Source organism: Nostoc sp. DSM 114161 (genome assembly GCF_052692665.1).
Window position 1 is genome coordinate 3411686 of sequence record NZ_CP195141.1, and the last position, 24447, is coordinate 3436132.

The 24447-nt window shown below is 39.9% G+C and carries 20 protein-coding genes and 1 CRISPR repeat array; of the genes, 13 read left to right on the plus strand and 7 right to left on the minus strand.

Annotated elements, in window-relative coordinates:
- Nucleotides 1–22 precede the first annotated feature (22 nt).
- Nucleotides 23–325 carry a DUF1816 domain-containing protein gene (locus NSTC745_RS15010; protein ID WP_445637846.1) on the plus strand — a complete coding sequence of 101 codons (303 nt, stop codon included), beginning with the start codon at nt 23–25 and terminating at the stop codon, nt 323–325.
- A 278-nt stretch (nt 326–603) separates the two neighbouring features.
- Here the strand turns inward: NSTC745_RS15010 and NSTC745_RS15015 are convergent, their stop codons facing one another.
- On the minus strand, nt 604–1473 hold the full coding sequence (locus tag NSTC745_RS15015; RefSeq protein WP_445637847.1) for an alpha/beta fold hydrolase: 870 nt from the start codon (nt 1471–1473) through the stop codon (nt 604–606).
- A 586-nt stretch (nt 1474–2059) separates the two neighbouring features.
- Nucleotides 2060–2944: a tRNA pseudouridine(55) synthase TruB gene (gene truB, locus NSTC745_RS15020; RefSeq protein WP_445637848.1), complete on the minus strand. Its 885-nt coding sequence runs from the start codon at nt 2942–2944 to the stop codon at nt 2060–2062.
- Nucleotides 2945–3142: 198 nt separating this feature from the next.
- Between truB and NSTC745_RS15025 the strand changes: the two genes are divergently transcribed.
- A complete protein-coding gene (locus tag NSTC745_RS15025; protein ID WP_445637849.1) occupies nt 3143–3628 on the plus strand; it encodes a hypothetical protein in 486 nt (161 codons plus the stop codon).
- Nucleotides 3629–3644: 16 nt separating this feature from the next.
- On the opposite strand, the gene NSTC745_RS15030 is transcribed toward NSTC745_RS15025, so the two are convergent.
- The 4 genes from NSTC745_RS15030 to NSTC745_RS15045 form a co-directional block, all read right to left on the minus strand.
- Nucleotides 3645–5363 (minus strand): ATP-binding protein, encoded by a 1719-nt coding sequence (locus tag NSTC745_RS15030; protein WP_445637850.1) that lies wholly within the window; start codon nt 5361–5363, stop codon nt 3645–3647.
- Between the two features lie 292 nt (nt 5364–5655).
- Nucleotides 5656–6129, minus strand: coding sequence for a response regulator (locus tag NSTC745_RS15035; RefSeq protein ID WP_096540663.1), 474 nt, complete (start codon nt 6127–6129; stop codon nt 5656–5658).
- A 52-nt stretch (nt 6130–6181) separates the two neighbouring features.
- Nucleotides 6182–8527 carry an ATP-binding protein gene (locus NSTC745_RS15040; RefSeq protein WP_445637851.1) on the minus strand — a complete coding sequence of 782 codons (2346 nt, stop codon included), beginning with the start codon at nt 8525–8527 and terminating at the stop codon, nt 6182–6184.
- Between the two features lie 205 nt (nt 8528–8732).
- A complete protein-coding gene (locus NSTC745_RS15045) occupies nt 8733–9602 on the minus strand; it encodes a WYL domain-containing protein (protein ID WP_445637852.1) in 870 nt (289 codons plus the stop codon).
- 95 nt (nt 9603–9697) lie between these two features.
- On the opposite strand from NSTC745_RS15045, the gene cas3 reads away from it, so the two are divergent.
- From cas3 to cas2, 11 genes are all read left to right on the plus strand, one after another.
- Nucleotides 9698–11875: a type I-D CRISPR-associated helicase Cas3' gene (gene cas3 / locus NSTC745_RS15050; protein WP_445637853.1), complete on the plus strand. Its 2178-nt coding sequence runs from the start codon at nt 9698–9700 to the stop codon at nt 11873–11875.
- A 409-nt stretch (nt 11876–12284) separates the two neighbouring features.
- Nucleotides 12285–12482 carry a hypothetical protein gene (locus NSTC745_RS15055; protein WP_445637854.1) on the plus strand — a complete coding sequence of 66 codons (198 nt, stop codon included), beginning with the start codon at nt 12285–12287 and terminating at the stop codon, nt 12480–12482.
- A gap of 237 nt (nt 12483–12719) precedes the next feature.
- Nucleotides 12720–12962, plus strand: a complete 243-nt coding sequence (locus NSTC745_RS15060; RefSeq protein ID WP_445637855.1) for a DUF433 domain-containing protein — start codon at nt 12720–12722, stop codon at nt 12960–12962.
- 5 nt (nt 12963–12967) lie between these two features.
- Nucleotides 12968–13327: a DUF5615 family PIN-like protein gene (locus NSTC745_RS15065; RefSeq protein ID WP_445637856.1), complete on the plus strand. Its 360-nt coding sequence runs from the start codon at nt 12968–12970 to the stop codon at nt 13325–13327.
- A 209-nt stretch (nt 13328–13536) separates the two neighbouring features.
- Entirely contained in the window at nt 13537–16824 is a 3288-nt protein-coding gene (cas10d, locus tag NSTC745_RS15070) for a type I-D CRISPR-associated protein Cas10d/Csc3 (protein WP_445637857.1), read from the plus strand.
- A 72-nt stretch (nt 16825–16896) separates the two neighbouring features.
- Nucleotides 16897–17907 (plus strand): type I-D CRISPR-associated protein Cas7/Csc2, encoded by a 1011-nt coding sequence (cas7d, locus tag NSTC745_RS15075; RefSeq protein WP_445637858.1) that lies wholly within the window; start codon nt 16897–16899, stop codon nt 17905–17907.
- Nucleotides 17908–17912: 5 nt separating this feature from the next.
- A complete protein-coding gene (cas5d, locus tag NSTC745_RS15080; protein WP_445637859.1) occupies nt 17913–18632 on the plus strand; it encodes a type I-D CRISPR-associated protein Cas5/Csc1 in 720 nt (239 codons plus the stop codon).
- A gap of 50 nt (nt 18633–18682) precedes the next feature.
- On the plus strand, nt 18683–19501 hold the full coding sequence (gene cas6 / locus NSTC745_RS15085; protein ID WP_445637860.1) for a CRISPR-associated endoribonuclease Cas6: 819 nt from the start codon (nt 18683–18685) through the stop codon (nt 19499–19501).
- A gap of 40 nt (nt 19502–19541) precedes the next feature.
- The gene (gene cas4, locus NSTC745_RS15090) at nt 19542–20135 is read left to right on the plus strand and encodes a CRISPR-associated protein Cas4 (protein ID WP_445637861.1); all 594 of its coding nucleotides are present in this window, start codon (nt 19542–19544) and stop codon (nt 20133–20135) included.
- Nucleotides 20136–20389: 254 nt separating this feature from the next.
- The gene (cas1d, locus tag NSTC745_RS15095; protein ID WP_445637862.1) at nt 20390–21394 is read left to right on the plus strand and encodes a type I-D CRISPR-associated endonuclease Cas1d; all 1005 of its coding nucleotides are present in this window, start codon (nt 20390–20392) and stop codon (nt 21392–21394) included.
- Between the two features lie 81 nt (nt 21395–21475).
- Nucleotides 21476–21763, plus strand: coding sequence for a CRISPR-associated endonuclease Cas2 (gene cas2 / locus NSTC745_RS15100; RefSeq protein ID WP_099066222.1), 288 nt, complete (start codon nt 21476–21478; stop codon nt 21761–21763).
- A gap of 211 nt (nt 21764–21974) precedes the next feature.
- Nucleotides 21975–22296: direct repeats of the CRISPR family, unit length 37 nt; unit sequence GTTGAAATTTCACTTAATCCCTATTAGGGATTGAAAC.
- A gap of 207 nt (nt 22297–22503) precedes the next feature.
- On the opposite strand, the gene NSTC745_RS15105 is transcribed toward cas2, so the two are convergent.
- Nucleotides 22504–24219: an alpha/beta hydrolase gene (locus NSTC745_RS15105; protein WP_445637863.1), complete on the minus strand. Its 1716-nt coding sequence runs from the start codon at nt 24217–24219 to the stop codon at nt 22504–22506.
- Between the last annotated feature and the right edge of the window lie 228 nt (nt 24220–24447).

Here is a 24447-nt window from a genome sequence, read left to right on the forward strand (position 1 = left end):
CGTTTACAAATCAGCGAAAACCATGAAAACCATTTGGCATAACCTCAAGGAAGGGTTGATTAACACGTTCAACTACCTCGGCTTGGCTTGGTGGGTAGAAATTGCAACGCAAAATCCCCGCTGCACATACTACTTTGGCCCATTTCTAAATTATTCTGAGGCAAAATCGGCCAGCGTTGGATACATAGAAGATTTGGAGACTGAAGGAGCGCAGGGAATTGTTGTGAATGTCAAACGCTGCAAACCCAACACTTTAACAATCGCTGAAGACTTGGGGGAAAGATTTGACCGCAAAGTACAGCCTGCCTTTGGCGGTCAAATTTAATTTAGGCAAGAGAAGGAAGAGGACACGGGGACACGGGGATGGGAGGACACGGAGAATTCTTTTACCATGTCCCTATATTTGTGCATCTTCGCATCTTCTTCTTTCGCCGCGTCACCCTACCCTTCTCCTAACGGAGACGCTGCGCGAACGGGAACGCTTTCAGCGAACGGGGGGAGCAAGTGACGCTACCGCTAACGCTAACGGACTCGATGGAAACTGCCTTTCCTGCGGAACGCTTCGCGAACGCGCAGCGTCTCGCACAGAAAACTCCGACTTCCTCACCGCGTCAGAGCGTCGCCGCGTCCTCTTACCTGGGGATGTTCTTCCAGCCAACGGTCAATATCACTCAGTACGAGTTGGGGAACTTCCCACGGGAAAAGGTGGGCAGTATTGGGGTAGCATTTCCATTGGCAATTGTTGAGGTGTCGAGCTGTTTCTAAGCTGGAATCAACTGTGATGTGACGGTCTTCAACGCCAGCAAGTACTAAACTAGGACATTGAATTTGTGACAAGTCTAAAAGTCTGTCATACCCTGCTTGAATTGCACTATAAAGAGCGCGAGTAGCAGCAGGAGAAGTTTGTAAATATGCAGGCACCGCTTCGGTGGCAATATAGCTGTAACTAGTGGATGTATGTTGTTGAATTAAATAGCGAAAAAGCGATCGCTTGCCAAAAGTTTCAATATTCCATTGCCAACTCGGTTTTATATAATTCAGTAGGCCTGCAACGCCAGTATATAAATTATCTTGCCAAGTGATGGGAGGATGGCTACCACGAGGTTTTGCGGCTGTCGCTACCAAAATCAGACCCGTAATGCGCTTTGGCAAACGTAGTGCCAGTTCCATTGCCAGAATACCGCCAAGCGACCATCCCAATACTAAGCATTTTTCAATTTCAAACCGATCTAGCAACACTTCTAAGTCGGTCAAATGATCGTTCATATCAAATTTACCATTCCAGCGACTTTTGCCGTATCCACGTAAATCTGGTGCAAAAGTTTTGTAGTGTTTTGATAAATGATTGGTGAACACAGAAAGACTACGACCAGAACCAGGATGACCGTGTAGGGCTAAAATGGGGAATCCTTGACCTTGGATGTAGACATTAAGATTTGCAGCATTATTAGTATAACTGTGGCGATCGCTCATTATTCGCCCTTCTCCTGTCTACCAAATAAATTTTTTAATATACGTTGATTTTCAATTTTCAAATCTCTGATTTCCGAAAACGCTTCAATTCCGTCTAGCCTTTGTCTCATAGCAATTTGTTCTCCTATTCTTCTAATTGTGTCATACCGCTAGGAGTGAAGGGTTCCAGTATTAAATTAGACTTAAAAACACAGGCTTGCTCATTTTAATTAAAGTTAAAAATACAACAATAAAATTTATTTTTTGCGTAATTTAGCTTTGATTGATGCAACCTAAACCTTTTGCAGATTTTAACTTCAGTTTCACATAATCGTCTTGAAAAGCTTAAAAAACAGATTTTTTTAAGCTTTTGTCAACTAGGCATTTAATACCAATTTGAAAAAAGAATGCGACAGATGGGTAGGGGCACAACAATGTTGTGCCCTTACGGATAATTGATGTGTCGCAAACATTATTTAGTTTGGTGTTATTTAATACTTTAATAAGTATATGTGGTTTTACTAAGGACAGCTTTGCAGAACTTTGTAGATAAAAGTTAAATAAATTTCTTTATTTAGCTTTAAATATTAGCGCCGACTTACTTAGTTTAAGAAATCGCTTCAAAAACCATTTGCGGGATCAACACTTCGTTTTGTAATTCTCCAATACCTAAAAAGCGAATCTCTTCATCATAAACTCGCACTATTCCAGAAACATCGACAGTTAAAGCAATTCGCTGACCTTGACACCATTTTTTAGCAGATGTTAGTGGTAAAGTCACAGATGACAGATGTTGTAATGGTGCATCAACAGAAATGGGTTGAAATGTTCCGGCTTGTAGTTGTGTTTCTAAATCTGTCAAGGTGAGACTATCTGTTAAATGAAAACCACTGCTTTCGGTACGAATTAAAGCGGCAAGGGTACCACCAGTTTCTAAAATTTCACCCAAGTCACGAGCGATCGCTCTAATATATGTACCACTACCGCAGGCGATCGCCACATCCAATTCTGGAAAATCTCCTTGACGCCAGTCCAAAATTTCTATCTGAAAAATCTCCACTGTCCGCACTGGAACTTCCACCGTTTTACCTTGACGCGCTAAGTCGTACAGGCGTTTTCCATCCACTTGAATTGCACTGTAACTTGGTGGAATTTGTTCGATTTTGCCTTGGAATTTTGATAGTGCAGTTTTTACTTGTGCGAAACTCAATTCCCCACAAGCTTGAGAATTAATAATTTCACCTTGTAAATCATCGGTTGTGGTACGCACGCCGAGGCGAATTGTCGCTTTGTAAGCTTTGTTTTCTGGTAAATATTGTAATAATCTGGTGGCTTTACCAAAGGCGATGGGTAACACTCCGGTAGCTGCCGGATCTAAAGTTCCTGCGTGTCCCACGCGTTTGAGGCGCAACAATTTCCGCACCCGCGCCACACAGTCGTGAGAAGTCCAGTCAAATGGTTTGTTTAAGTTGAGAAAACCTTGAGATAACACAAAATCAATACTTCCAATTGTTAAAGTCTATATAAATGTTTAAAACATCAATATAATTTAATTTTTGTATTATACAGCAGATTTAAAGTTAGTGAAGTAAACTAGATTAGCTTCAAAGCTAGGTATAAATCCTGTTTGAGTTATGAATTATCCTATATTCTCAGTCCGAAAAGCCGCAATTCAATGAATATGAATAATATGAAAAAAACAATCTTGACTATTACATTATTTCTTTGTTCTATCTTGGCTGTAAGTTGTGGTAATAGTAATACTGCTTCTCAAGAAAATAAAACCGATCGAGACAATACTGTAACAGCTAGTCAAAGTAATTCTAAATTGAATTCCGACAATACAGAAAAGCTAACTCAGCAAAAAAATCCAAAAGCAACTAATGATTCGATTGCATCCGAACAGGCATCTATTAAAAATTATAAGCTGCCTTTTGGTACTATTAAAGAGATGCAAAACGGGGATTTAAAATGCTATGTTTCTCTTGTCGATCGCAATGGTAAATTACATGAAGGCATTGGCGCGACATTTGATGTTTGCGAACCAGATAAATACGTTAATAAAAATGTCAATTTATTTTACGAAATAGAAGATGTCAATGATTGCCAAAGTGCTGAACCTTGTGGAAAAACAATCAAAGAATGGCTGATTACTAAAATCGAAATTCGAGATTAAAAACACAATATTGGTATCATGGAGTTGTAATCTTAAATTCTTCTGATGGAGATACTTGATTTATTGGAAGAAGCTTCGGTAAGGTGACTGTAACTTTAGTTCCTTGTCCTACTTCACTGGATAAAGTGATGTTACCGCCATGTAACTCTACACAAGCTTTGGCGATCGCCAACCCTAAACCTGTGCCAGGAATTGTATCGACGTTACTTGCCCGACTGAAAGATTGAAATAAATTTTCTTGCTCTGCCATCGGGATACCAATTCCCCAATCTTGGATGGAAAAAATGACTTGTGATTCTTTACCAATCAGGTGGAACTCTACAGTACCTCCATCTGGAGAATACTTAATTGCATTGGACATTAAGTTACTAAATATTTGCTGTAAAAGCCCGCGATCGCCCCAAAAGCCATGATAATTACCAGTAATCTTAAAAATTAATTCGTGGCGATCGCCTGCTGTTTCTCGCTCTTGTTCTATTAAATCGGAAAAAAATTGCAATAAATCGAGCTGTATCGGCTTGGGTTTGGGTTTTTCTAGTTCAAATTGATTAACTAAAAGCATATTGTCCACAAGTTTGGACATGTACCTTGCTTTTTGTTCAATAATTCCTAAAAACTTTTGCTGTTTAGCTTCATTAAGTTGCTGGGTATGTTTTACCAAAGTCGATGCCGCAGCCAAAATTGAAGTCAAGGGCGTTCGATACTCATGGGAAACCGTTCCAATAATTTGGGATTTAAATGCATTGAGTTGTTTTTCTTTTGCCAGGGCTGCTTGAGTTTGAGCTAGCAATTCCGCCTGTTGGATAGCAATAGCTAATTGCACCGATACTTCATTTAACATCTGGGCATCATCAGCTTGCCACTGTCGTTCGTAAGAATTATGGTGAGCAATCAACAAACCCCAAAGCTTGGGAGTTGGATTTCCATTGTTACTGAGATTAATCGGAACTACCAGATTCGATTCAGTGTTCAATTGCTCTCTCAGGCTCAAATGATTGCACAAGCCAAGCTCATAAATATGAGGGGTTAGGGATTGGGGATAGGTTATTCCTGTTGTCCGCCCGATCTCTGTTGTACCCTCATCCCCCAGTCCCCAGTGCCCAGTCCCGACGCGGCGATCGCACAGCGCTACGGTGCGGTATGGCTCAACTGAGGAGGCGACTATTTTACCATCTCTATCTGTGGCAAACTGATATACCATCACGCGATCGCATTTCAGAAGTTGCTGCACCTCCGCTACAGCAGTATTCAAAATTTGCTCTAGGTTAAGAGACTGGCGAATTCTCAGAGCAGTTGTAGCAATTAATCGCTGTCGCTCCTGATTTTTACTGAGTTGAGCTTGCAAGTATAATTGCTTGATGGCGTTACGGACTGCTAGTTGCAGTACATCTTGTGTCAGGTGTTGCTTGACCAAATAATCCAGCGCACCTCGTTTCATCGCCTGTACAGCAACTTCTTCATCACCACGTCCTGTCAACATAATCACAGGTACAGAAGTCTTAAATATCTCTTGCTGTATCTGGTCGAAAAGTTCTAACCCACTTCGATCGGGCAGACAATAATCCAGCAGAATGACATCGCAATGTATTTTTTGGCACAATGCAAGTCCTTCTTCTGCACAGTCAGCCTCCAAAATTTGGTAGGACTGGTGCGGATCTTTCAAAAGATATCGACGATAGATTTTCCGATCTGCTGCACAATCATCGATGATAAGTAGCGTCCATGTGTCCAACATATTAAGTATGAGGATCGGGGAGCTATGTAGATCCCTTTTATCCAGATTGTGGTTTATTGCATAATTCTAAAAATAATATAAAATAAATATAAATAAAAACTAAATTCTTTACTAATTCTAAAGCGATCGCAAATACTACAAGGCAGTAAGAAAAACAGGAAAATGGGGAAAACCAATCTCAGACAGACAAGCAAAAACAGTGACTCAAAGACGAAAATGTCTGTGTGCCCTTCAAGCCGTCCTCTTTGTAATCCCTTTGTCCTTACTGCCTCATCATTGGAAAATAAACAAACTAATCCAACACAGGCGGCGTATTCGCTTCAAGCCAGTAGTCTACAAAAGCCTGAATCGTCTTTTTTAGTTCTTGAGCATCCATCGGCTTTACTAGATATCCATTTGCGCCCTTTTGGTAGCACAACTCAATATCCTTGGGGTTCGATGACGTAGTAAAAACAACGATGGGGATTTCCCTAAAAATCTTGTCTTGCTTGAGCCGGGTGAGGATGTCACGGCCATCAATACCTGGCAAATTGAGATCGAGCAAGATTACAGAGGGTCGTAATGCTAGTTGAGAGTTGCATGGTTTTTCGTCCTTGTCGTAGGTATCGCTCCTTTGTTGGTAAAGGAACTCTATAACCTCATCCCCATTAGTACAACGATGTATGGGGTTCTGGACGGACATGCGCCGCATCAGACGTTGTAGCATCCGAAAATCTTCATTGCTGTCCTCAACAACGAGCAGAGGTTCATGAAGTTTTTTTGTCATTCGCGATCTTAAAAGAACTTAACAAAAATATATATTTGGAGACTATCTTAAACTATTCGAGCGTAAAATAGAATATCGAGCCAACACCTACGGTAGATTCGACCCAAATTTGACCGTTGTGCAGCTCGACAATTTTCTTAACAATAGCTAGTCCTGCACCAGCACCTCCGCCGTATTTTTCCTGAGAGTGCAGGCGCTTAAATAGGCGAAAGATAGTTTCTAGATGATGTTCTGGAATCCCAATACCGTTATCGCGGACGTAGAAGATTGGGTATTGGGCATGGGGAGGAGGCAGAGGGGCGGAGGAGCAGAGGGGCGGAGGGGAAAGACTGCTGTAACTTCTCCTCTGCTCCCCTGCTCCCCTGCTCCCCTGCTCCCCATCTCCAGAGAAGTAGCCAATCTCCACCCATTTTTCGGCTTTATCGTTGTATTTGAAGGCGTTACCAATCAGGTTGCTGAAGACTTCGTTGACAAGGACGCGATCGCAGTTAACTATGGGTAAAGGTCGAGGAATGCGAATGTCGATAAGCCCAGAGTCTTGGCGACTAGCATTAAAGACTTCAATGACTTGAGCGACTAATTCGTTGAGGTCTGTTGCTTGCTCTCGTAGTTGTGCTTGTCCTAACTGGGAGAGCCGCAGCAAAGCATTAATCAGTGTTTCCATACGTACAGACAAGGAAACTACTGTCTGCAAACACTCAACGCCGTCATCATCTAATATTTGGGCATAGTCTTCTAGCAGCACAGTCGAAAAATTGTAAATCCCTCGCAAAGGTTCCTTGAGGTCATGGGAAGCAGCGTAGGCAAAAGAGGCTAGTTCTTGATTGCTGCGTTCTAACTCTAAGTTAATTTTGGCTAACTCATCGGCTTTTGAAAGTACAATACCAACGATCGCATTTCTCAAACTCACAGCACTTTCAAGTTCGCACGCCCTCCAAGGTAAAGAAGTTAATCTCACTGTTTCTTGCCAAGCAGCAAAAGATTTTCGTACAGAAAAAGTCAGGCTACCATCTGCCTGGGTTTGAATCGATTCGTTGGGATTACCTGCCCAGTTTACCGTTTGGATAACTTCAGGACGAAACCACAGGATGTAATAGCGCCGGACTTGAGAAATCCGTAGCAGCAACAAGCCGCTAGCAGTATCTTTAAATATCAATGCCTCTGGGTAAAGTTTGGGCAAAGAATCAGTGGAAAACAAGTTGTCATGAACTTGCGTATCCGCCCATTCAATCAGCGCCCGCACTTGGTCAATATTTGGTGTTGCTCCCACGAGGGTAACTTCATTATCCAGACAAATCGCTGCTCCTGAAGCACTGACAAGATCCAATAAACGGATTTCAGGTTTGATGAGGGCATCGATAAAATTGTCTGCTTGGGAAATCGACTGGAGAAATTCAGATTGTAGCGATTTGAGCTTTACTTCATAGTCCCATTCCGAATGACTAATTTTGTGCGCTAATTCTGAAGAAACAATCTGTGCCAAAAATTCGCACATCTTCAGCACTTCGTAAGGAATATACTTCGGTGTTTGATGATGGCAAGATATTAATCCCCAAAGCTTTTGCTCTTGAATCAGCGAAATCACCAACAGAGCCGTCACTCCCATGTTTTGATGATATTCAATACAGCAGGAATCAAAACTTCGTAGGAGAGAGTACCTTAAGTCAAGATGCCAATCGGTTGTAGAATCTTCCGTGGAAACTAGCTTCACAGGTTCGACAGTCAAATCTGGTATGAATCGCACCAACGAACGTGTGTATAATTCCTTAGCTGGGGCAGGAATATCTGTAGCGGGATAGTGAAGTCCTAAATAAGGTGATAAATCTTCTCGTTTGACTTCTGCAACCACAGAACCGGCTCCGGACTCGTCAAATTGATAAACCATCACGCGATCAAAACCAGTGATTTCTTGGAGTTTCTGTGCTGCAACGTGCAAAAATTCTATCAGATTCGATGTGCTTTGCATTTTGGCGATCGCTTCACCCGCCAAATCGTGAAAGCCCAAAAAACTCAACTCCGATTCTGAGTCTCTTGGTTGTAGCTCGACAATTACAGCCTCTTGTGTGCGATGAACAATAGCGTCAAAATATTGTTGCTCGTTGGCAGTGTTGATTAATACTTTAAATGCACTACAACTACCAATATTTTTCGCCAAGCACTGCTTAACAGCTTCCACTTTTGTGGCATCAAGCAAATAGCCGAGGGGTTGACCGAGCAAATCGTCTGGCTCTTTACCCAAAAATACTTGGGTATTATTGCTGACTTGTACTATCTCTAGCTGGGTATTGAGTGCTAGTAGTACGCCATGAGGTTGAATAGAGCCAGGTCTATAAATAGGTTTGCGATCGTGGTTAGTCAGAGCAGTAGCTTGGGCAGTGTTCTCTTCAGACTGGCTCATAAATCAACTGATGTAAAGCTGATTTTTACAATAGCGCAATTAAATGTCACATTTCTTTAAAGTATATGCTGATTTGGGCATGGGGCATGGGGCATTGGGCATTGGGAAAGGGGAAAGGGGAAAGGGAAAAAGGGAAAGGCATTGATTTTTAATTATTCTCCTCTGCTCCTCTACCCCCCCATCCCTTCATCTCCCCATGCCCTCATTACAAAGAAACTTCTAGCTGGTAATGCTGACAGAGAGTTTTAAGTTTCTCCAGTATGAGTACTTGGACGTTTTCTGGCGAAACGATGACACAATCAGGAGTGTATTGCATGATTTCTCGAATAAACCAGAAGGTACTAGAGACACGCCTAACAACTCGTTTCACTCGCTGCGTATCTGGTAGCCATTCATTTGTCTTATCTTCCGGTTTGGCTTGGTAAGCAAAGCCTAAATTACCCAGTAGATGCATTTCTACGTCTATCTCTGCCAACCCAGTACTACGCCAATCACCAGCAACAGGTAAAACAGCAGCGTCTTGAATACGGTCTAAACGCAAACTCCAATTATGGTGTAATTCTTTCACATCAAAATTACCCTCTGTCTCTTCACACCAGCAATCTAAGTATTGACGCTTTTCGTGAGGTGTAACTTTGGCATAACGAACAGTAAAATCAAATACTTGTTGTCTGGCATCTTGATAACTGAGTTGAAACGCTTGCTGGCGTAGAATATAACGGTCAATTTCCAAACGCCACTGTGGGGCTAAATTTCCTAAGAAACTTTCGATTTCGGCACGTAGAGGTATGGGTATTTCGCTACGTTCGAGTAACAATTGTGCTAGTATCTGCGCTTGGTCGTTTTGCCCATTGTCGGTTAATAGACGCATTGCGCGGTCAATGGCACGGATACGCGCTTCTGACCAGTCATGATTTTTACCAATAATTAACTGATGGCGAGCGATCGCTTCTATTAGCTTGGAGATGTTCGGGCGATCGCCCCACATCATACCAAACTCCAGCGCCAGGTTTTCTAATTCGGTTTTATCCTGTTCCCGCAGAGATAGAGTTATCGATTGACCTTTACGACTCATTTTATACGGACACTTTATACAGTATTTTCTTGCCAATTTATATTTTGCGTGCCAATATAGTTTTTAACAACCAGTTACGGACACTATTTAAGTGTATGTCCAACGATTACACAATAACTCTCAAGCCTGTGTATTCTCAGACAGTGGCGACACCATCAGGCTTGAAAATTCCTGATGGGTGGTCATTATCTTGGCATCAAGTTGAAACTTTCAAAGCACTGCAAGACCCAAATGTTGATGTAGTATTCAACACTGCTATGACTGGTGATGGTAAAAGCTTGGCTGCTTATTTAGAAGTGCTTCAAGGTGAATTTTCGGCTATTGGACTTTACCCAACTAATGAATTGGCACGCGACCAAGAAATACAAATTCAAGGATATATTGAAGAATTTCAACCCAGAGATAAACCGCGTGTAGTGCGGTTGAGTGGCGCTGATTTAGAAATTTATGCTGAAAATGAAGGATTGAAAAAAAGTGCAGCGATCGCAACTCTCACAAATCAAAGAGAAGCATTATTAACTAACCCTGATATTTTTCATTACTTACATCGAGGTGCTTATATAATTCCTGGTGACAGTCCGGATAAATTATGGGGAAGAATAGATAAAGACTTTGACTTATTTATCTTTGATGAATTCCATGTTTTTGCAGCTCCTCAAATTGCTAGCGTAATTAATACAATGCTGTTAATTCGCTGTACAAACCGCCGGAAGAAGTTTTTGTTTCTTTCAGCAACGCCAGACAAAAATTTAATTACCAGATTGCAAGCAGCAGGTTTTCGCTGTCAAGAAATTAACCCGTTAGAGAAAAATAAATATCAATTACCTGATACAGTAGAACAAGAAAACGAACTGCGATTGCAAGGATGGCGGCAAGTAGCACGAACAATTTCATTGAACTTTATTCCTTTAGAACCTGCTCTTAAAGCTTCGGAAACTTGGTTAAGAGAAAATAGTAATTTGATTTTGGCTCAGTTTCAGCAGTATCCAGGAAGTAAGGGAGCAATTATTCTCAATTCCATCGCAGCAGTCAAGCGCCTGACTCCATTTTTTCAAGAACTTTTGCAGCCTCATGGCTTGACGGTAGGAGAAAATACAGGGTTATCAGGAAAAGCGCAAAAAGAGTTAAGTTTAGTTGCTGATTTAGTTCTTGGCACGAGTACTATTGATGTTGGCGTTGATTTTAAAATCAATTTTTTAATTTTTGAATCATCGGATACAGGTAATTTTATTCAGCGTTTGGGACGCTTGGGTAGACATGATGGCTACGAGAAAAATGGCAATCTAATTAAGTTTGAAAAATTTAGAGCTTTGGCTCTGGTTCCTAACTTTTTAGTAGAGCGATTATTTCAGGTGGAGTCACCACCTTTAGGAGTTAATAGTATTTGCGATCGCCCCACTCTGCAAAACATCATTAAAGAGCAATATCGCCAAATCAATGATTTTCATGGTTACTATCGCCGTTGGGGTGCCGTGCAATCATTTTGGTTGGCTTACAAATTAAGCGATCGCACCATTAAACAACAGTATGCCCAAAGCCGAGAGCAGTTTCAAGTAACTTGTGAAGCAGTATTTGAAACCAGTTTAAAATCTCTAGCCGGACGTATTCAAGGATGGGCTAAAGATTGGCAAGTACTTTCAGGTAAATCAGGAAATCCGATTGCTGACGATGCTGCTAGTTTTCGAGGTTCTAGCCCTCTGCAATGCGGAATTTACGATTTAACAGAAAAAAACGAAGTAGACAGATTTAAAACCTATGATTTACCGGGAATTTTAAGCAATTTAGAAATTGAAATGTGGACAGAAGCGGCGTTTATACGGACACTCCAAGAAACCGCCAAACGCACCGGACAACCCATAGCCAAAGGTAAATTTGCTCATTGTCTGGCATTTATCAAGTTGCGTTCCTATCGTGAGGAACGGCTGAACTGGAAATTTACCTATTCAGGCGACTTGCAGCCAAAAGCAGACGCTTGGAAAGTGCAGGTTTTAAAAGGTATGGAAATTTGGCAACCTGAAAACTACTGGATTGGGGAAATTAACAAACACCTGAAAAAAGAAGGTTTGGTTTGTTATGTGATTCGCCGCCCAGTTGCAGAGGTACGGATGCGGCTGCGGCTACCGATGCATTTTCAGATTTACCCAATCAGCGACCAGTACAGCTTTCATGATGTTACTGCGCCGTATGCGATCGCTTTCGGTCATTCTGCACTACTGCTGGATACGCTTGCTTATACATTTAAAAGCAAAGGAGATGAGATATGGGTTGCTTGAGGTTTCAATCCCTAATAGGGATTATTTTTCAGAAAAAAGCTTACGGTTTTAAGCACAGACTTATTCGTTTCAATCCCTAATAGGGATTTTAATAAATTGTTGTTTGTGCGCGTTAAGCCTTCTACATACAAGAATTCCATAAATAGTCAGATATATCAAGACTTAGATTTTTAAGCACATTGGATTACAGACCTATTTGTTTCAATCCCTAATAGGGATAAGCTGGTTGAATACGTCAAAGCTTATAATGGTTGAATATCTCTGAGCTTATATATTACTTATTAAAATGCTTGACAAGAGTTATCGCATTATGTAGCTTCAGATTATATAAATCGCTGAAGCCCTTATATGACAACTAGTTTGGGCTGAAAGATTTCTATGGCAAATATTTTGAAAGGAGGTGATAATCATGCTTGTTAAATTGACAAATCTTGAGCGACTGATTTCAGTCCTCAAAGATGGTAAATGGCATTCAAGCGACGAACTAGCTACAAAAGTTAGCTGGCGATTTGGACACACGGTCTTTGAAGCTCGCAAGAAAGGCTATTTTATTGACAAACGGAAGGTTGCTCATAACCAATATGAGTATCGGTTGTTAGCAGCATAACCGATTTGATAACTGAACTGGGGATATCTCTAGCTAAATTAGAGAATCCCCTTGCAAGAGGGAAGCACCAGCTTGCGGTATTAAGCTCAGGCGTAAGCAGTCTTGATCCCCAAAAGCTTGGCTGATGGTTGAGTAAGTCACTTAGAAGCCCACATCTTAAGACAGTAAGTTTTAGTCAAGCTTCCCTCTGTCCTCCTACCTAGAAGGAAAAAACTTCAAAATCTTTTGAGGTCAGTCATGAACGAACAAAAACTTTTGGAAAGAATTACATTCAACCCCAAAATCTTTGGAGGTAAACCAATTATTCGCGGTCGTCGCCTCGCTGTTGAACATATTTTAGGGATGCTTGCAGCAGGAGATACTATCGAAACCTTGCTAGAAGCTTACCCCTGGTTAGAACGGGAAGATGTACAAGCCTGTTTAGTTTATGCGCGGAGGCTAGTCGGTCATGAGCGAATTGAACCGTTATTGATAGAGTAAGCGATGTGAAAATACTGCTAGATACTTGTGTGTGGTTTGGGGTGCGTACCAATTTACTTGCTGCTGGCTATGACGTGGTTTGGAGTGGAGACTGGCCAGAAGATCCCGGTGATGAGGAGATTTTAGCAACTGCGTACCGTGAAGGTCGAATTTTAGTAACGCTTGATAAAGACTTTGGAGAGTTAGCGATTGTGCGAGGTAATCCTCACTCTGGTATTTTACGCTTAGTTAATCTCACTACCAGAGAACAATCAGTTGTTTGTCTGCGAGTACTTCAGCTTTACGGTGAAGAATTAGCGTCAGGTGCAATTATAACTGCGGAATTAGGCAGAGTGAGAATTAGACCGCCAGAAAATGATGGCTAAAATCCAACAAATGAAAAACTCGCACCATTGGTGCGAGAAATTAACTGCTTTCATAATTTAGTTTTTCTAAATTGTTTAAAATCTACGACAAATTGTAAGCAATAATTGCAAAATTTTGTTGTCCTCAGTTATACGGATTTAAAAACTGCCACCAATAGTGGCAGAAATTTATTCAATTCATAACTCGGTCATTCGTTTAGAGGTAAAAAATGATTGATGATGATAATTGGTTATCGGGTAATTTTGGTTTTGATGGTGACTCTTCAGACCGGACTATTGAAACTGAAGGTGAATTATTAACACTCAAGCTATTGCGTGAAGCAATTCAGGCTCAAAATCCAGGCGATAAAGTCATGGCGGATTTTGGCGAGTATGTTTTACCAAACTTGCTGCGAATAGCAATTGGTGTGACTGCTAAAGGTGGTAAGTTTTTTGATGAGATTGACCAAAAGCGAGAAGCAGACGGAAAAAGTAAAGTCAGGCGAGATAACGCGGCTGACCAATCACTTAATACTCACTTACTTAATGGTTTATTTCCCGCAAATTTAATTGAGAAACGATTAGAAAATCTCGATACTACCATCCGGCGAGTAGTGAAAGAACGGGAACGGCGATTAGTAATTGCTGGATTTATTCTACATGACTTTGAAAAATTTCCTGATGCACCTGAAGAATGTCGCAAATTACCTTTAGAAAAACATCGCCAAATAGTTGAAGAAAAAGTTCAACAATTAGGACTAGATAAATTTATCAATCCAGAGCATCCCGAAGGGTATAAAGAATATATCGATGATTTGTTGTGTATGGCTTACAATGCACAAAGTCGCTGGGATACTAATTGGAATTTTTCTGAATTTGGTCTAAATCCTGTTCTTAAAGACCGCACTATTCGCAGTTTATCCGATCTAACTCGTTTAGCTGATTTACTTGCATCAGTTATTAAACATCCCCAAGATGCAGAACATAGAGGCTTAAATGATATTCTGCATAGTCTTAGTGATGGGCAATTACAATTTACCTATCATCGTATTGCTGAAAATCGGGGTGTTTTAACTAATGTGGTAAATAATGCTGTAATTCAAGCTTATACTAGCTTGAATACTGATGAACATACATACTATGAACCTTTACTTTATCTGCCTACAGGTGTAATTTATCTAGCTGCGCGTAATGCTCCTCATATCTCAGCAAAAGATTTACCAGACCTTGTAGTTAACAATATTAAATCTCTATGTGCGGGGCAATTACGGCTTAGACAAACAGGATTTGGTCGAGATGGTAAAGGTATGAAATATGCCGAATATTACAACTTATTTTTTGATTGTCCAGGCTTAATGGAAGTGGCTTTAGATGCAACATTACGCATTTTAAATTCTAATAAACCATCTGTTGCTAAAAGCCGGAGTGAAAATTTAGTCAAGTTTCAACAACAAGGAGTTTTACCAGGTGAATTTGATTTTAACTTTGCTGATGATATCCGCATTGACCAAATTGCAGAGTTTGGTGATTTAGTGAGTCGGAAGATTTGGGAAGAAACTGTTAACCGTATTGAAGCTATTCGCAAAAAAGATAAAAAGTTACCAGAAGTACCTGCTTTAGATTTGACTCATAAGGTAGCTGAATTTTGGAATTTAACAGAATATCTTCCCCAAATTCGCTACATTCAGCGCATTAATGAAAGCCTGAAAGAAAACAAGTTAAAGGGAAATACAGGCGGAGTTCCTTATGAATGGTATTATCTAGCAGCTAAATATCTGGAAAAACATCCTGGTATTGAAATTGTCAGAGAAAATTGTCAGCAAGTTATTCACTATTTGACAAACTTAATTTCTCCTATTCTTGCACAATATGAGTTACCTGATGGTTGGGATGATTTAAGAGAATGGGTAACACGAGTGGTTATGTTACCAACTGCAAATCAGCAGCCATTACCCAAAACTCAAACTGAGAATTTTTTCAATGAATTAAATAACTACAATGCTGCTAAAAAACCAGGACGAGGACGGCAATTAATTTGTTCAATTTCTCATTCTGCTTACACAGTAACCGAGCAGATGGAATCAGCAGTTTTATTTACACCCCAAGTTTATACAAATAAACAAATGTTGGGTGGTTCCAATGCCAAGCGTAATATTTCTAGCATTGCGGGTGTAGAAATGATGCTCAGGCAAATTTTGATGAATCAAACCCAAGCAGTAGGTAAAAGATTTGAAGATGGTAAATATCGCTATCTCTACTTTTATCCCACTTATTATTTTACACCAGAAACTAATAAGTTTTTACAAAAAGCTTATGGTGGGATTGCTCAAACTCGCTTTGATACGAGCGTTCGCAATCATTTTATTACCAAGGATTTGCAAGCTCATTTGGCTAAGAGAGATTATCAAAGTGTGGATAGTTTTTTGATTGATGAAAACTTAGAAGACGATAAAGACCGCACATTTAAGCTTTCCTATCCTGAAGACCAACCTTTAACATTTTACTTCATGGCGCTACCACCGGGACGAGATAGCACTGATACAGAATCTTGGGTAATGCCTAGCTGGTTAGCATTTGCTTTCCCGATGATTTTGGATGTGAAAACTGTAGTTTCTGAGTCGCCAATTCCACCATTTAATGATGGTGCTGAGTTTGAAGAAAGCGTTTTTCTTGATAGTGCGCCTCATGCGTTTCGCGCTTTGGTAAGAAGAGACAGATTTCGTCTCGATTACATTCTGGAAGGTTGGCGAGAAAATAGTATCGAATATCCAGCACCTTTAAATGTACTTACTGCTGCTTACGCTATTCATTTAGATGTGAATGCGCGACAAGGAAAGTCTGGTTATGATGCCAACTGGGGAAGATTTACGGAACTAGCAAAGGATTTTGAAACTAGTCCATTGTATGTTTTTTCTTATCTTAATCGTTGGGTACGTAACCAGGGAGTTGAAACAGCCAGAATTGAAAAAATTCGGCTTTATGCCTATCATTTTTATCCTTGTTTTGACCCTTATACAAAATTTGACCATACTAATGAGGAATTAATTGTGGGAGAAGAATCAAATCTCAATCATCCTAAGAAATTAACCGAACTTTATCGCCGTTTTTATAGAGCAAATAAGCGTTATAATCCCAAGTCTAATGCTGTATTGAAACCGATTGATATTGCAGCTGAAACTATACTTAAAGCTGAGTTAAGTGTGTTTCATGGTGAAACCTTAGTTGCAGCAGTTGCAGCAGAGGTTTTTAAACTAATGGATCGGGTGCATTCTTCGACAGCAGAGGGACGCTGGATAATTAGTAAACGCGAAGAAGAACGGCTGGCTGTTTTAGAGTTTGCACGGTATTTTGTAGTGGAGGTGTTTGAAAAATCTTTTGCAGGCGATCGCGCTCGTTTGGCAGGCCGCCAACTCAACTTAATTCGAGATACTTGTGAATTCCTCTACCGCCTAGAAGACGACAAAGAAAACTTAGAAAAAAATGAAAAAATTCCTGAATCTGAAAATGAGAATGAATAAATATCATATCTCATTATCTCCCTAATATATTTGAAGCTTTTTGTACAGATAACATCATTTTGGAGACATATTATGGCATTGCTAAAAGCAGTTGATAGCAAATTATTTCAAGCTGAAATTCCCTACAAACCGATGGGTAAATATGCTCATTTTTTAACGGTTCGTATCACAGAATCTTATCCACTATTTCAAACAGACGGAGAACTAAATAAAGCAAGAGTAAGGGCTGGAGTAAAAGATAAAACCACAATTAGCCGTCTATCAATGTTCAAACGCAAACAATCAACGCCAGAACGTTTAGTTGGTCGTGAATTACTGCGTAACTATGGCTTAATAACTGCTAAAGAATGCGAATATAACGTTAATTTTGCAATGGATAATCCTGATTGCATTATTTACGGTTTTGCAATTGGTGATTCTGGCTCTGAAAAATCTAAAGTTGTTGTCGATACAGCATTTTCAATTACAGCTTTTGATGAATCACACGAAACTTTTACATTGAACGCTCCTTATGAAAATGGGACAATGGCTTCTAAGGGAGAAGATGGTTCTAAACCTGGTGAAGTTACTAGCAGAATTAACCAACAAGACCACATCAGACCGCAAGTTTTCTTCCCTAGTATTGTCACACTAAAAGACCCTACTGAAGCTAGTTTTCTTTACGTCTTTAATAACATCCTGCGGACTCGTCACTATGGAGCGCAAACCACCCGTACAGGTCGCGTAAGAAACGAATTAATCGGTGTTGTCTTTGCAGATGGAGAAATTACTAGTAACTTGCGTTGGACTCAGGCAATATACGACAATATGCAGTCAAACAAAACTATTAATTCTCCCGAACCTTTAGATGAAGATGATGTAATTACTGCTGCTAAAAGTGCAATTGAGAATTTAATGGCTGATGAATTTATCGTTCATACCGACTTTATAGGCGATGCTTTTGTACCCTTGCTGAATGAAGTGAAGGCTCTCACAGGTAGCGAAACAGGAATCAAGTCGATTTTACAAAAAGCTGATGCGGAAGCTAAAGAATACGCCAACAAACACATCAGCAAAAAGAAAACTGCTGCTAAGGCTGGATAATAGCTATGCCAATCATCTATTGCTGTCAATTAGAACTTCATGACAGTTTGTATTATGCAACTCGTGAAATCGGACGACTTTACGAAACAGAACCAGTAATTCACAACTACGCACTTTGCTACGCATTAGGGTTAGTGGATAGCGAAATTTACTCTACTACTGTTAGTGAAGAAGATTCCTATCGTTATTTCTGCCCCGAACAAGTTCCTAAATATGAGGCACATTTAACGCCGCTAAATCAACAAGGAATTTATGTAACACCTGCGCGTGCAGTTAAACATACTGCCGTTCTCAATACCTGGAAGTATGCTAACAATAACTACCATGTAGAGATGGAGAAAACGCAAAAAAATATTCCTAGTTTTGGTAGGGCAAAAGAAATTGCACCTGAAAGTCAATTTGAGTTGTTGATAATTTCTCAAAACCAATTGAAGCTACCAAAATGGATTCGCTTGGGTAAATGGATGAGTAAAGCTGAACTCACTATTCAAGAAGTTACCAAAATTGAATTAAAAACAGGTGACTTCACTTTTTCCTACCCATTAAATCCTTTGGATGTAATGTTTACTCATCAAGTTGTTAGTTACGATGTGGTAAATATGCCTCCGGTGAGTCTGATTCAAAATGTCAGCATTAGCCAAGGGCAATATTACGAATTCGATAATCCCAACAAAACTGAAAAATTGCGCTTACCTGCAAAAATGCAGTATAGATTTAAAGCTTAATTTCAAGTGGTGGGCATTGCCCACCCTACATCTACCATTTTAATTTCTTCATGCCTCACAGCCTCGTCCTCAACCTGATTCCCCAATCTCCCATTTACCCGGAATTTCTAACAGGGAGACACTACCACGCGCTATTTCTCACTCTCATCAATTCTGTTGATTCTAGCTTGGCAGACTATCTGCACTCTTCTAACGCAGATAAAGCCTTCACTCTCTCGCCATTGCAAATACAACGACAAAACAAACAACATCACCAGACGTTGCAATTTAACCATCAAAAACCGATTCCGGCTGGTACTCCCTGTTGGTGGCGTATTTCTCTACTCGATGACACTTTATTTAGTAAACTAACCGGACTTTGGCTAAATCTTAACCCCGATCGCCCTTGGCATTTGGGTTCTGCAAACTTACATATTACCAGTATTCAAGGTACTCCGCAATCAACGCAACCTTGGGCTAATGCTTGCAGTTACACACAATTGTACGAGCAAGCATCCGAAAGCGATCGCACTCTCAATTTCACCTTCGCTACACCTGTATCCTTCCGTCAAGGTGGGTATGATAATGTCCTCCCTATCAAAGAATCTGTGTTCAACAGTCTTTTGAATCGTTGGAATAAATACAGTGGAATTGAATTTTCTAGCCTTGCTATTGAATCAATTTTTCCTAGTGCTTTTAATATCAATACCGAAGTTATAAGCAACTATGAAAGTAAGTTTATAGGTTGCGTTGGCAGCATTAGCTATCGGATTTTGGGAGATGTTGAAGCCGTGGTAATTAAGCAAATTAATACTTTGGCTGACTTTGCATTATACGCAGGTTTGGGGCGTAAAACAACGATGGGAATGGGAATGGTACGCCGAGTATAACCATTTTAAATTTTGGTTTTTTAAATAGTTAATCAAAGATATGAATGAAAGTGATTACGTTCCTATTGCTGCGTTAAATCAATATAGCTACTGTCCGCATCGCTGTTGGCGAATGTTTTGTGCTGGAGAATTTATTGATAATCAATACACAATTGAAGGCACAAGTTTACACGATCGCGTGCATACAACTGGAGACATTAACCGCGAAGATACTTGGCAAATCAGAGCGATTTGGTTGAAATCAGATAAATACAAACTAATAGGTAAATCAGATTTAATTGAATCTGAAAACGGTGAATTTTATCCAATCGAATACAAACGAGGGTATAAGGGCGAATGGGATAACGATGAATTGCAAGTTTGCGCTCAAGCTTTATGTTTGGAAGAAATGACAGGTAAAGTTATCAATACTGGCTATATCTACTACGCACAGTCTCATAAACGGCAATTAGTGGAGATTTCTGAAGAATTACGTGAAAGTGCGATCGCCACTATTGAAGCTGTACAAACACTACTATTTACAGGCGCAATGCCGAAAGCTATCAAATCCAAACGCTGTGAAGGATGTAGTTTATATTCACACTGTTTACCTCAAACTACAGAAAAACTACAACGCTATCAAGAAGGGAATTAATCAGAATTCAGAATTCAAATAGAGTTTCTACCTAAATCCGGTTCAGTTAACCGTAAAAATATTCGGCGTTGCATAAATGCGGGATGATTTTTCTCACGCAGAGGCGCAGAGACGCAGAGAGGATAAGGAGTTTTAAATTTCAATACGTACAATTTCATCCCTAGATTCAGCAACACCAAATATTCTTGTAGAGACGCGATGAATCGCGTCTAAAATACCAATTTTTTTATCAACAATTAATTGCAGAGGTAATTATGGGTACAGTATACGTCACTCAAGAAGATGCTTTCATTGGAAAAATTGACGAACGACTCCACGTCAAATTTGAGAAAAAAACAATTTTAGATATCCCATTAATCAAGATAGACGGAGTTGTAGTTTTAGGACGCGCAACTGTTTCGCCAGCCGTCATATCTGAACTACTAGAACGACATATACCTGTTACTTTTCTCACAGAAAATGGCCGTTATTTAGGAAGGATAGAACCAGAAGTGACCAAAAATATCTTTCTGCGTAAAGCCCAATGGCAAGCAGCTGGTGAATCAGCGCAAGCAATTCATGTAGTACAAACCTTTGTACGCGGAAAGTTAAAAAACTACCGTAATCTCCTGAACCGTCGTCAACGTGAAAATCCAGATATAGATTTATCTGTGAATGTAACACGTTTAGAGCAAGCGATCGCACCCATCGAAACTACTCAAAATATTAATTCATTGCGTGGTTTAGAAGGTGCTGGAAGTGCTGCTTATTTTGGTTGCTTCGATCAATTAATTAGGACTACAGAATTTAGTTTTAATAAGCGTGTCCGTCGTCCTCCAACCGATCCGGTTAACTCTTTACTCAGCTTTGGCTATTCATTATTGCGGCATGATATTCAAGGTGCAATTAATATTGCCGGATTCGATCCTTATTTAGGATATTTACATTGCGATCGCTACGGTAGACCATCATTAGCATTAGACTTAATGGAAGAGTTTCGTCCCTTAATTGTAGACGCAATAGTATTGTCTGTATTAAATAGACAATTGTTAACAAAAGCAGATTTCATCACAGAACCTTTGAGTGAAGCAGTTTCTCTTACCGCAGAAGGACGAAAAATATTTTTACAACAATATGCACAAAAGAAACAATCCCAATTTAAACATCCTGTTTTCGGACGCAAATGCACTTATCAAGAAGCATTTGAATTACAGGCTCGATTATTAGCGAAATACTTGATGGGTGAAACCGAAAAATATCCACCATTAGTTTTGAAGTAGGAATTTAGTTATTAGTAGAGACGCGATCAATCGCGTCTGTACAATATTCATTAATGTAGAAAGTGGAGAAAAAAACTAGCAATGAATGTTGTTGTGTCTTATGATATTTCAGAAGATAAACGCCGCACAAAAATTCACAAAATTCTTAAGTCCTATGGACAGTGGGTACAGTACAGTGTGTTTGAATGCCATCTGACCGATACTCAGTATGCAAAATTGCGATCGCGCTTGAACAAGTTAATCAAGCCGGAAACCGATAGTATCCTATTTTACTTTTTGTGTGCTTGCTGTCTAGGTAAAGTAGAACGTATTGGTGGGGAAAAAATTCGTGATGACTCTATTTTCTTTGCCGAGTGCGCGGATGGGTAGGTGTTCAAAAGGAAATTGCAGGAAGTAACCTTGAAACCCTCCTGCTGCAATAGTTTTGGAGAAAATAGCTAATAAAGTACCCGCGCACCTTACACAGCCTACGTTCTAGCTATTTTCCTAAAACTCAATCTCAATCGTAGATGCTATGATTATCTCGTCCGCGCTACCGAACCTTGAAAACCCTATACAAACTGTGTTTCAGGCTACCTCCGTTGAAATTTCACTTAATCCCTATTAGGGATTGAAACTTTGAAAAATCATCAACTGCAACATCTATTCGAGGTTGAAATTTCACTTAATCCCTATTAGGGATTGAAACTGCTTGCTGAAAGGGGAAGAAATCTGTATTATCTGTTGAAATTTCACTTAATCCCTATTAGGGATTGAAACAAAAGCTAAGGCGTATCTGACAACTACTAATCAGGTTGAAATTTCACTTAATCCCTATTAGGGATTGAAACGGACTTGGGCTTGGGGAAGGATTTGGATTTGGGGAGTTGAAATTTCACTTAATCCCTATTAGGGATTATAAGTAGAAGGACTAAATTAAACCTAACTTGAGATTACCGGGTTTCGACTTCGCTCAACCCTCGTCTTCTCAAAGGTCGAGCATTGAGCGCAGTCGAAATGCGTCTTCTAAATAATTGTGTCGACTTACTTAAACTGATTGCAAAATCAAATAAAAATCATCACATTCAATAGTGAAACACCAATATCCAGCATCCAAAATCCGAAGCTGACTATGGTGTTAGGAACTTTTTTTTTAAATAATTACCTCCTTGAATCTCCAGCATTTGTGCTAATTCAATTGTATTCAATGACTTAACCAGACTCAAACCAAGAGACTTATTAGAAATGCTTTGACTGTAACTGGCGTTGAGATAACGAACGTATTGTGACTTTCCTGCAACATAAGTTTGGAAGAAAGGCAAACTTAAAACATTCATGTAACGACGCGCTTGGGAAGCATCGCCAATCATTTCAGCAGGTAATGATAATTGTTGATTTTTCGGATTAGCGTTACCAATGGTGGAAAAGTGGGTGGCACCTGCAAGCATGACAAGATATTTTTGTGGATTTGCCAGCCACGAAAAAGGTAGAATTTGCTCGTATAAAGCCGGTGCAACAGTGTCATCGCTACTGGTGACAATCATCACTGGAGTTTTGATTTGATTTAAGCCAGCTTGGCCGAAAATAGAACTAGTAATTGGATTAACTGCGATCGCTGCTTTAACTCTCTCATCCCGCAGGTTATAATCTCTGCCAGAATTAGTAATATTCAATTCCAAAGCACGACACTGAAGCAGTAAAGACATATTCCAGGTTTTTTTCAGCCCTGTTAGTTGACAGTCTTTTTTTAACTGCTCAAAATTAATTTTAGCGCCTGCCAAGGCCAAAGCTGTGTAGCCTCCCAAAGATTGACCAAATACGCCAACGTTTTGCACATTTAACCGATTTTTAAACCGTAAATCAGATTGGTTAGCTTTTTCCAATTGATTCAATATATATGTAACATCTAAAGGTCGGTCTTTAAATTCACTCGGTTGTGCTAAATCATTGGCGTGTTTATTCAACAGCAAACGCAATTTTTTAGTATCGCTAGCAGGATGATTGGGAACAGCGACAGCAAATCCATAAGAAGCTAAATGAGTAGCTAAATATTGAAAATTACTGCTGTCTAAACCCAAGCCGTGAGAAATCACAATTACAGGTGCGCGAGTTGAAATTTGGGGAATGTAAACATCAGTTAATAAAAGGCGATCGCGGTTTGAATCAAAAAACTTTAACGTATATTTTTGTGACTTAAACTTTCCCGGAATTTCTAAGTTAGGTAATTGTGATAAATTTGGTTTTTGAATGCTAGCAGCTTCGATCTTTGACCTTTGGGAAACTGCCGCGATCGCTCGATGGGTTTGATTGACAAGTTTATCCAATTCTGTAGCTATTTGAAAAGTCTGTGCTACATCAAGATGAATGCTGTTGCTAGGATATTTACGTAACACATTTAAAAGTGTTAAGCCTCCTGATTCAGCAGAGGCTAAAATGAGTGCTGAACGCAAAGCACTAAATTCTGATTCTGGCTGAAGAGATTTTGTTTTAATCACTTCCGCCAACCGATGCAGCAAAAATTCTCCTTGGGATGTGTAGAGAAGTTGTGAAACTACTTCCGGACTAACTTTCACACGATTGAGTAAAATCCGTCGTAATTCTTCAAGCTTTTCAACAGGTAAATATTGTTGATATGCTGCTAAATCATCGTCAATTGCACCTGTTTTAGCGTAGTTTTCTAAAGCTGTCACAGAAATCGAAAGCTCTAGAGCTGAATAAGATGCATAAATGCGTTCTGCTGCCGAAACGGAATTACTAATTCCAAACGTTGGCAGCACCATTGAAAGAACCAGCAATAGGGAATTTTTTCTCAGGGTGCTGGCCCAATTACCAAACAAACTATTCATCACTCAATTGCTTCGGTGGTCTGATTTTGATGTGTTGGCTTTGGTAGTTTTTCGGGCGCCCTGCTTGGTTTACAAAAGAATTCACGAGTCAGAATTCAGGAGTCAGAATTCAGAATTTGTTATGATTTGTGTATCAATTGCAGATAGCACAGCATTAGCAAGTCCGCCAGCATCTGAATAAATGGGTTTTAAACCCTACAAAATCATAGATTTGATATTGACACTCTC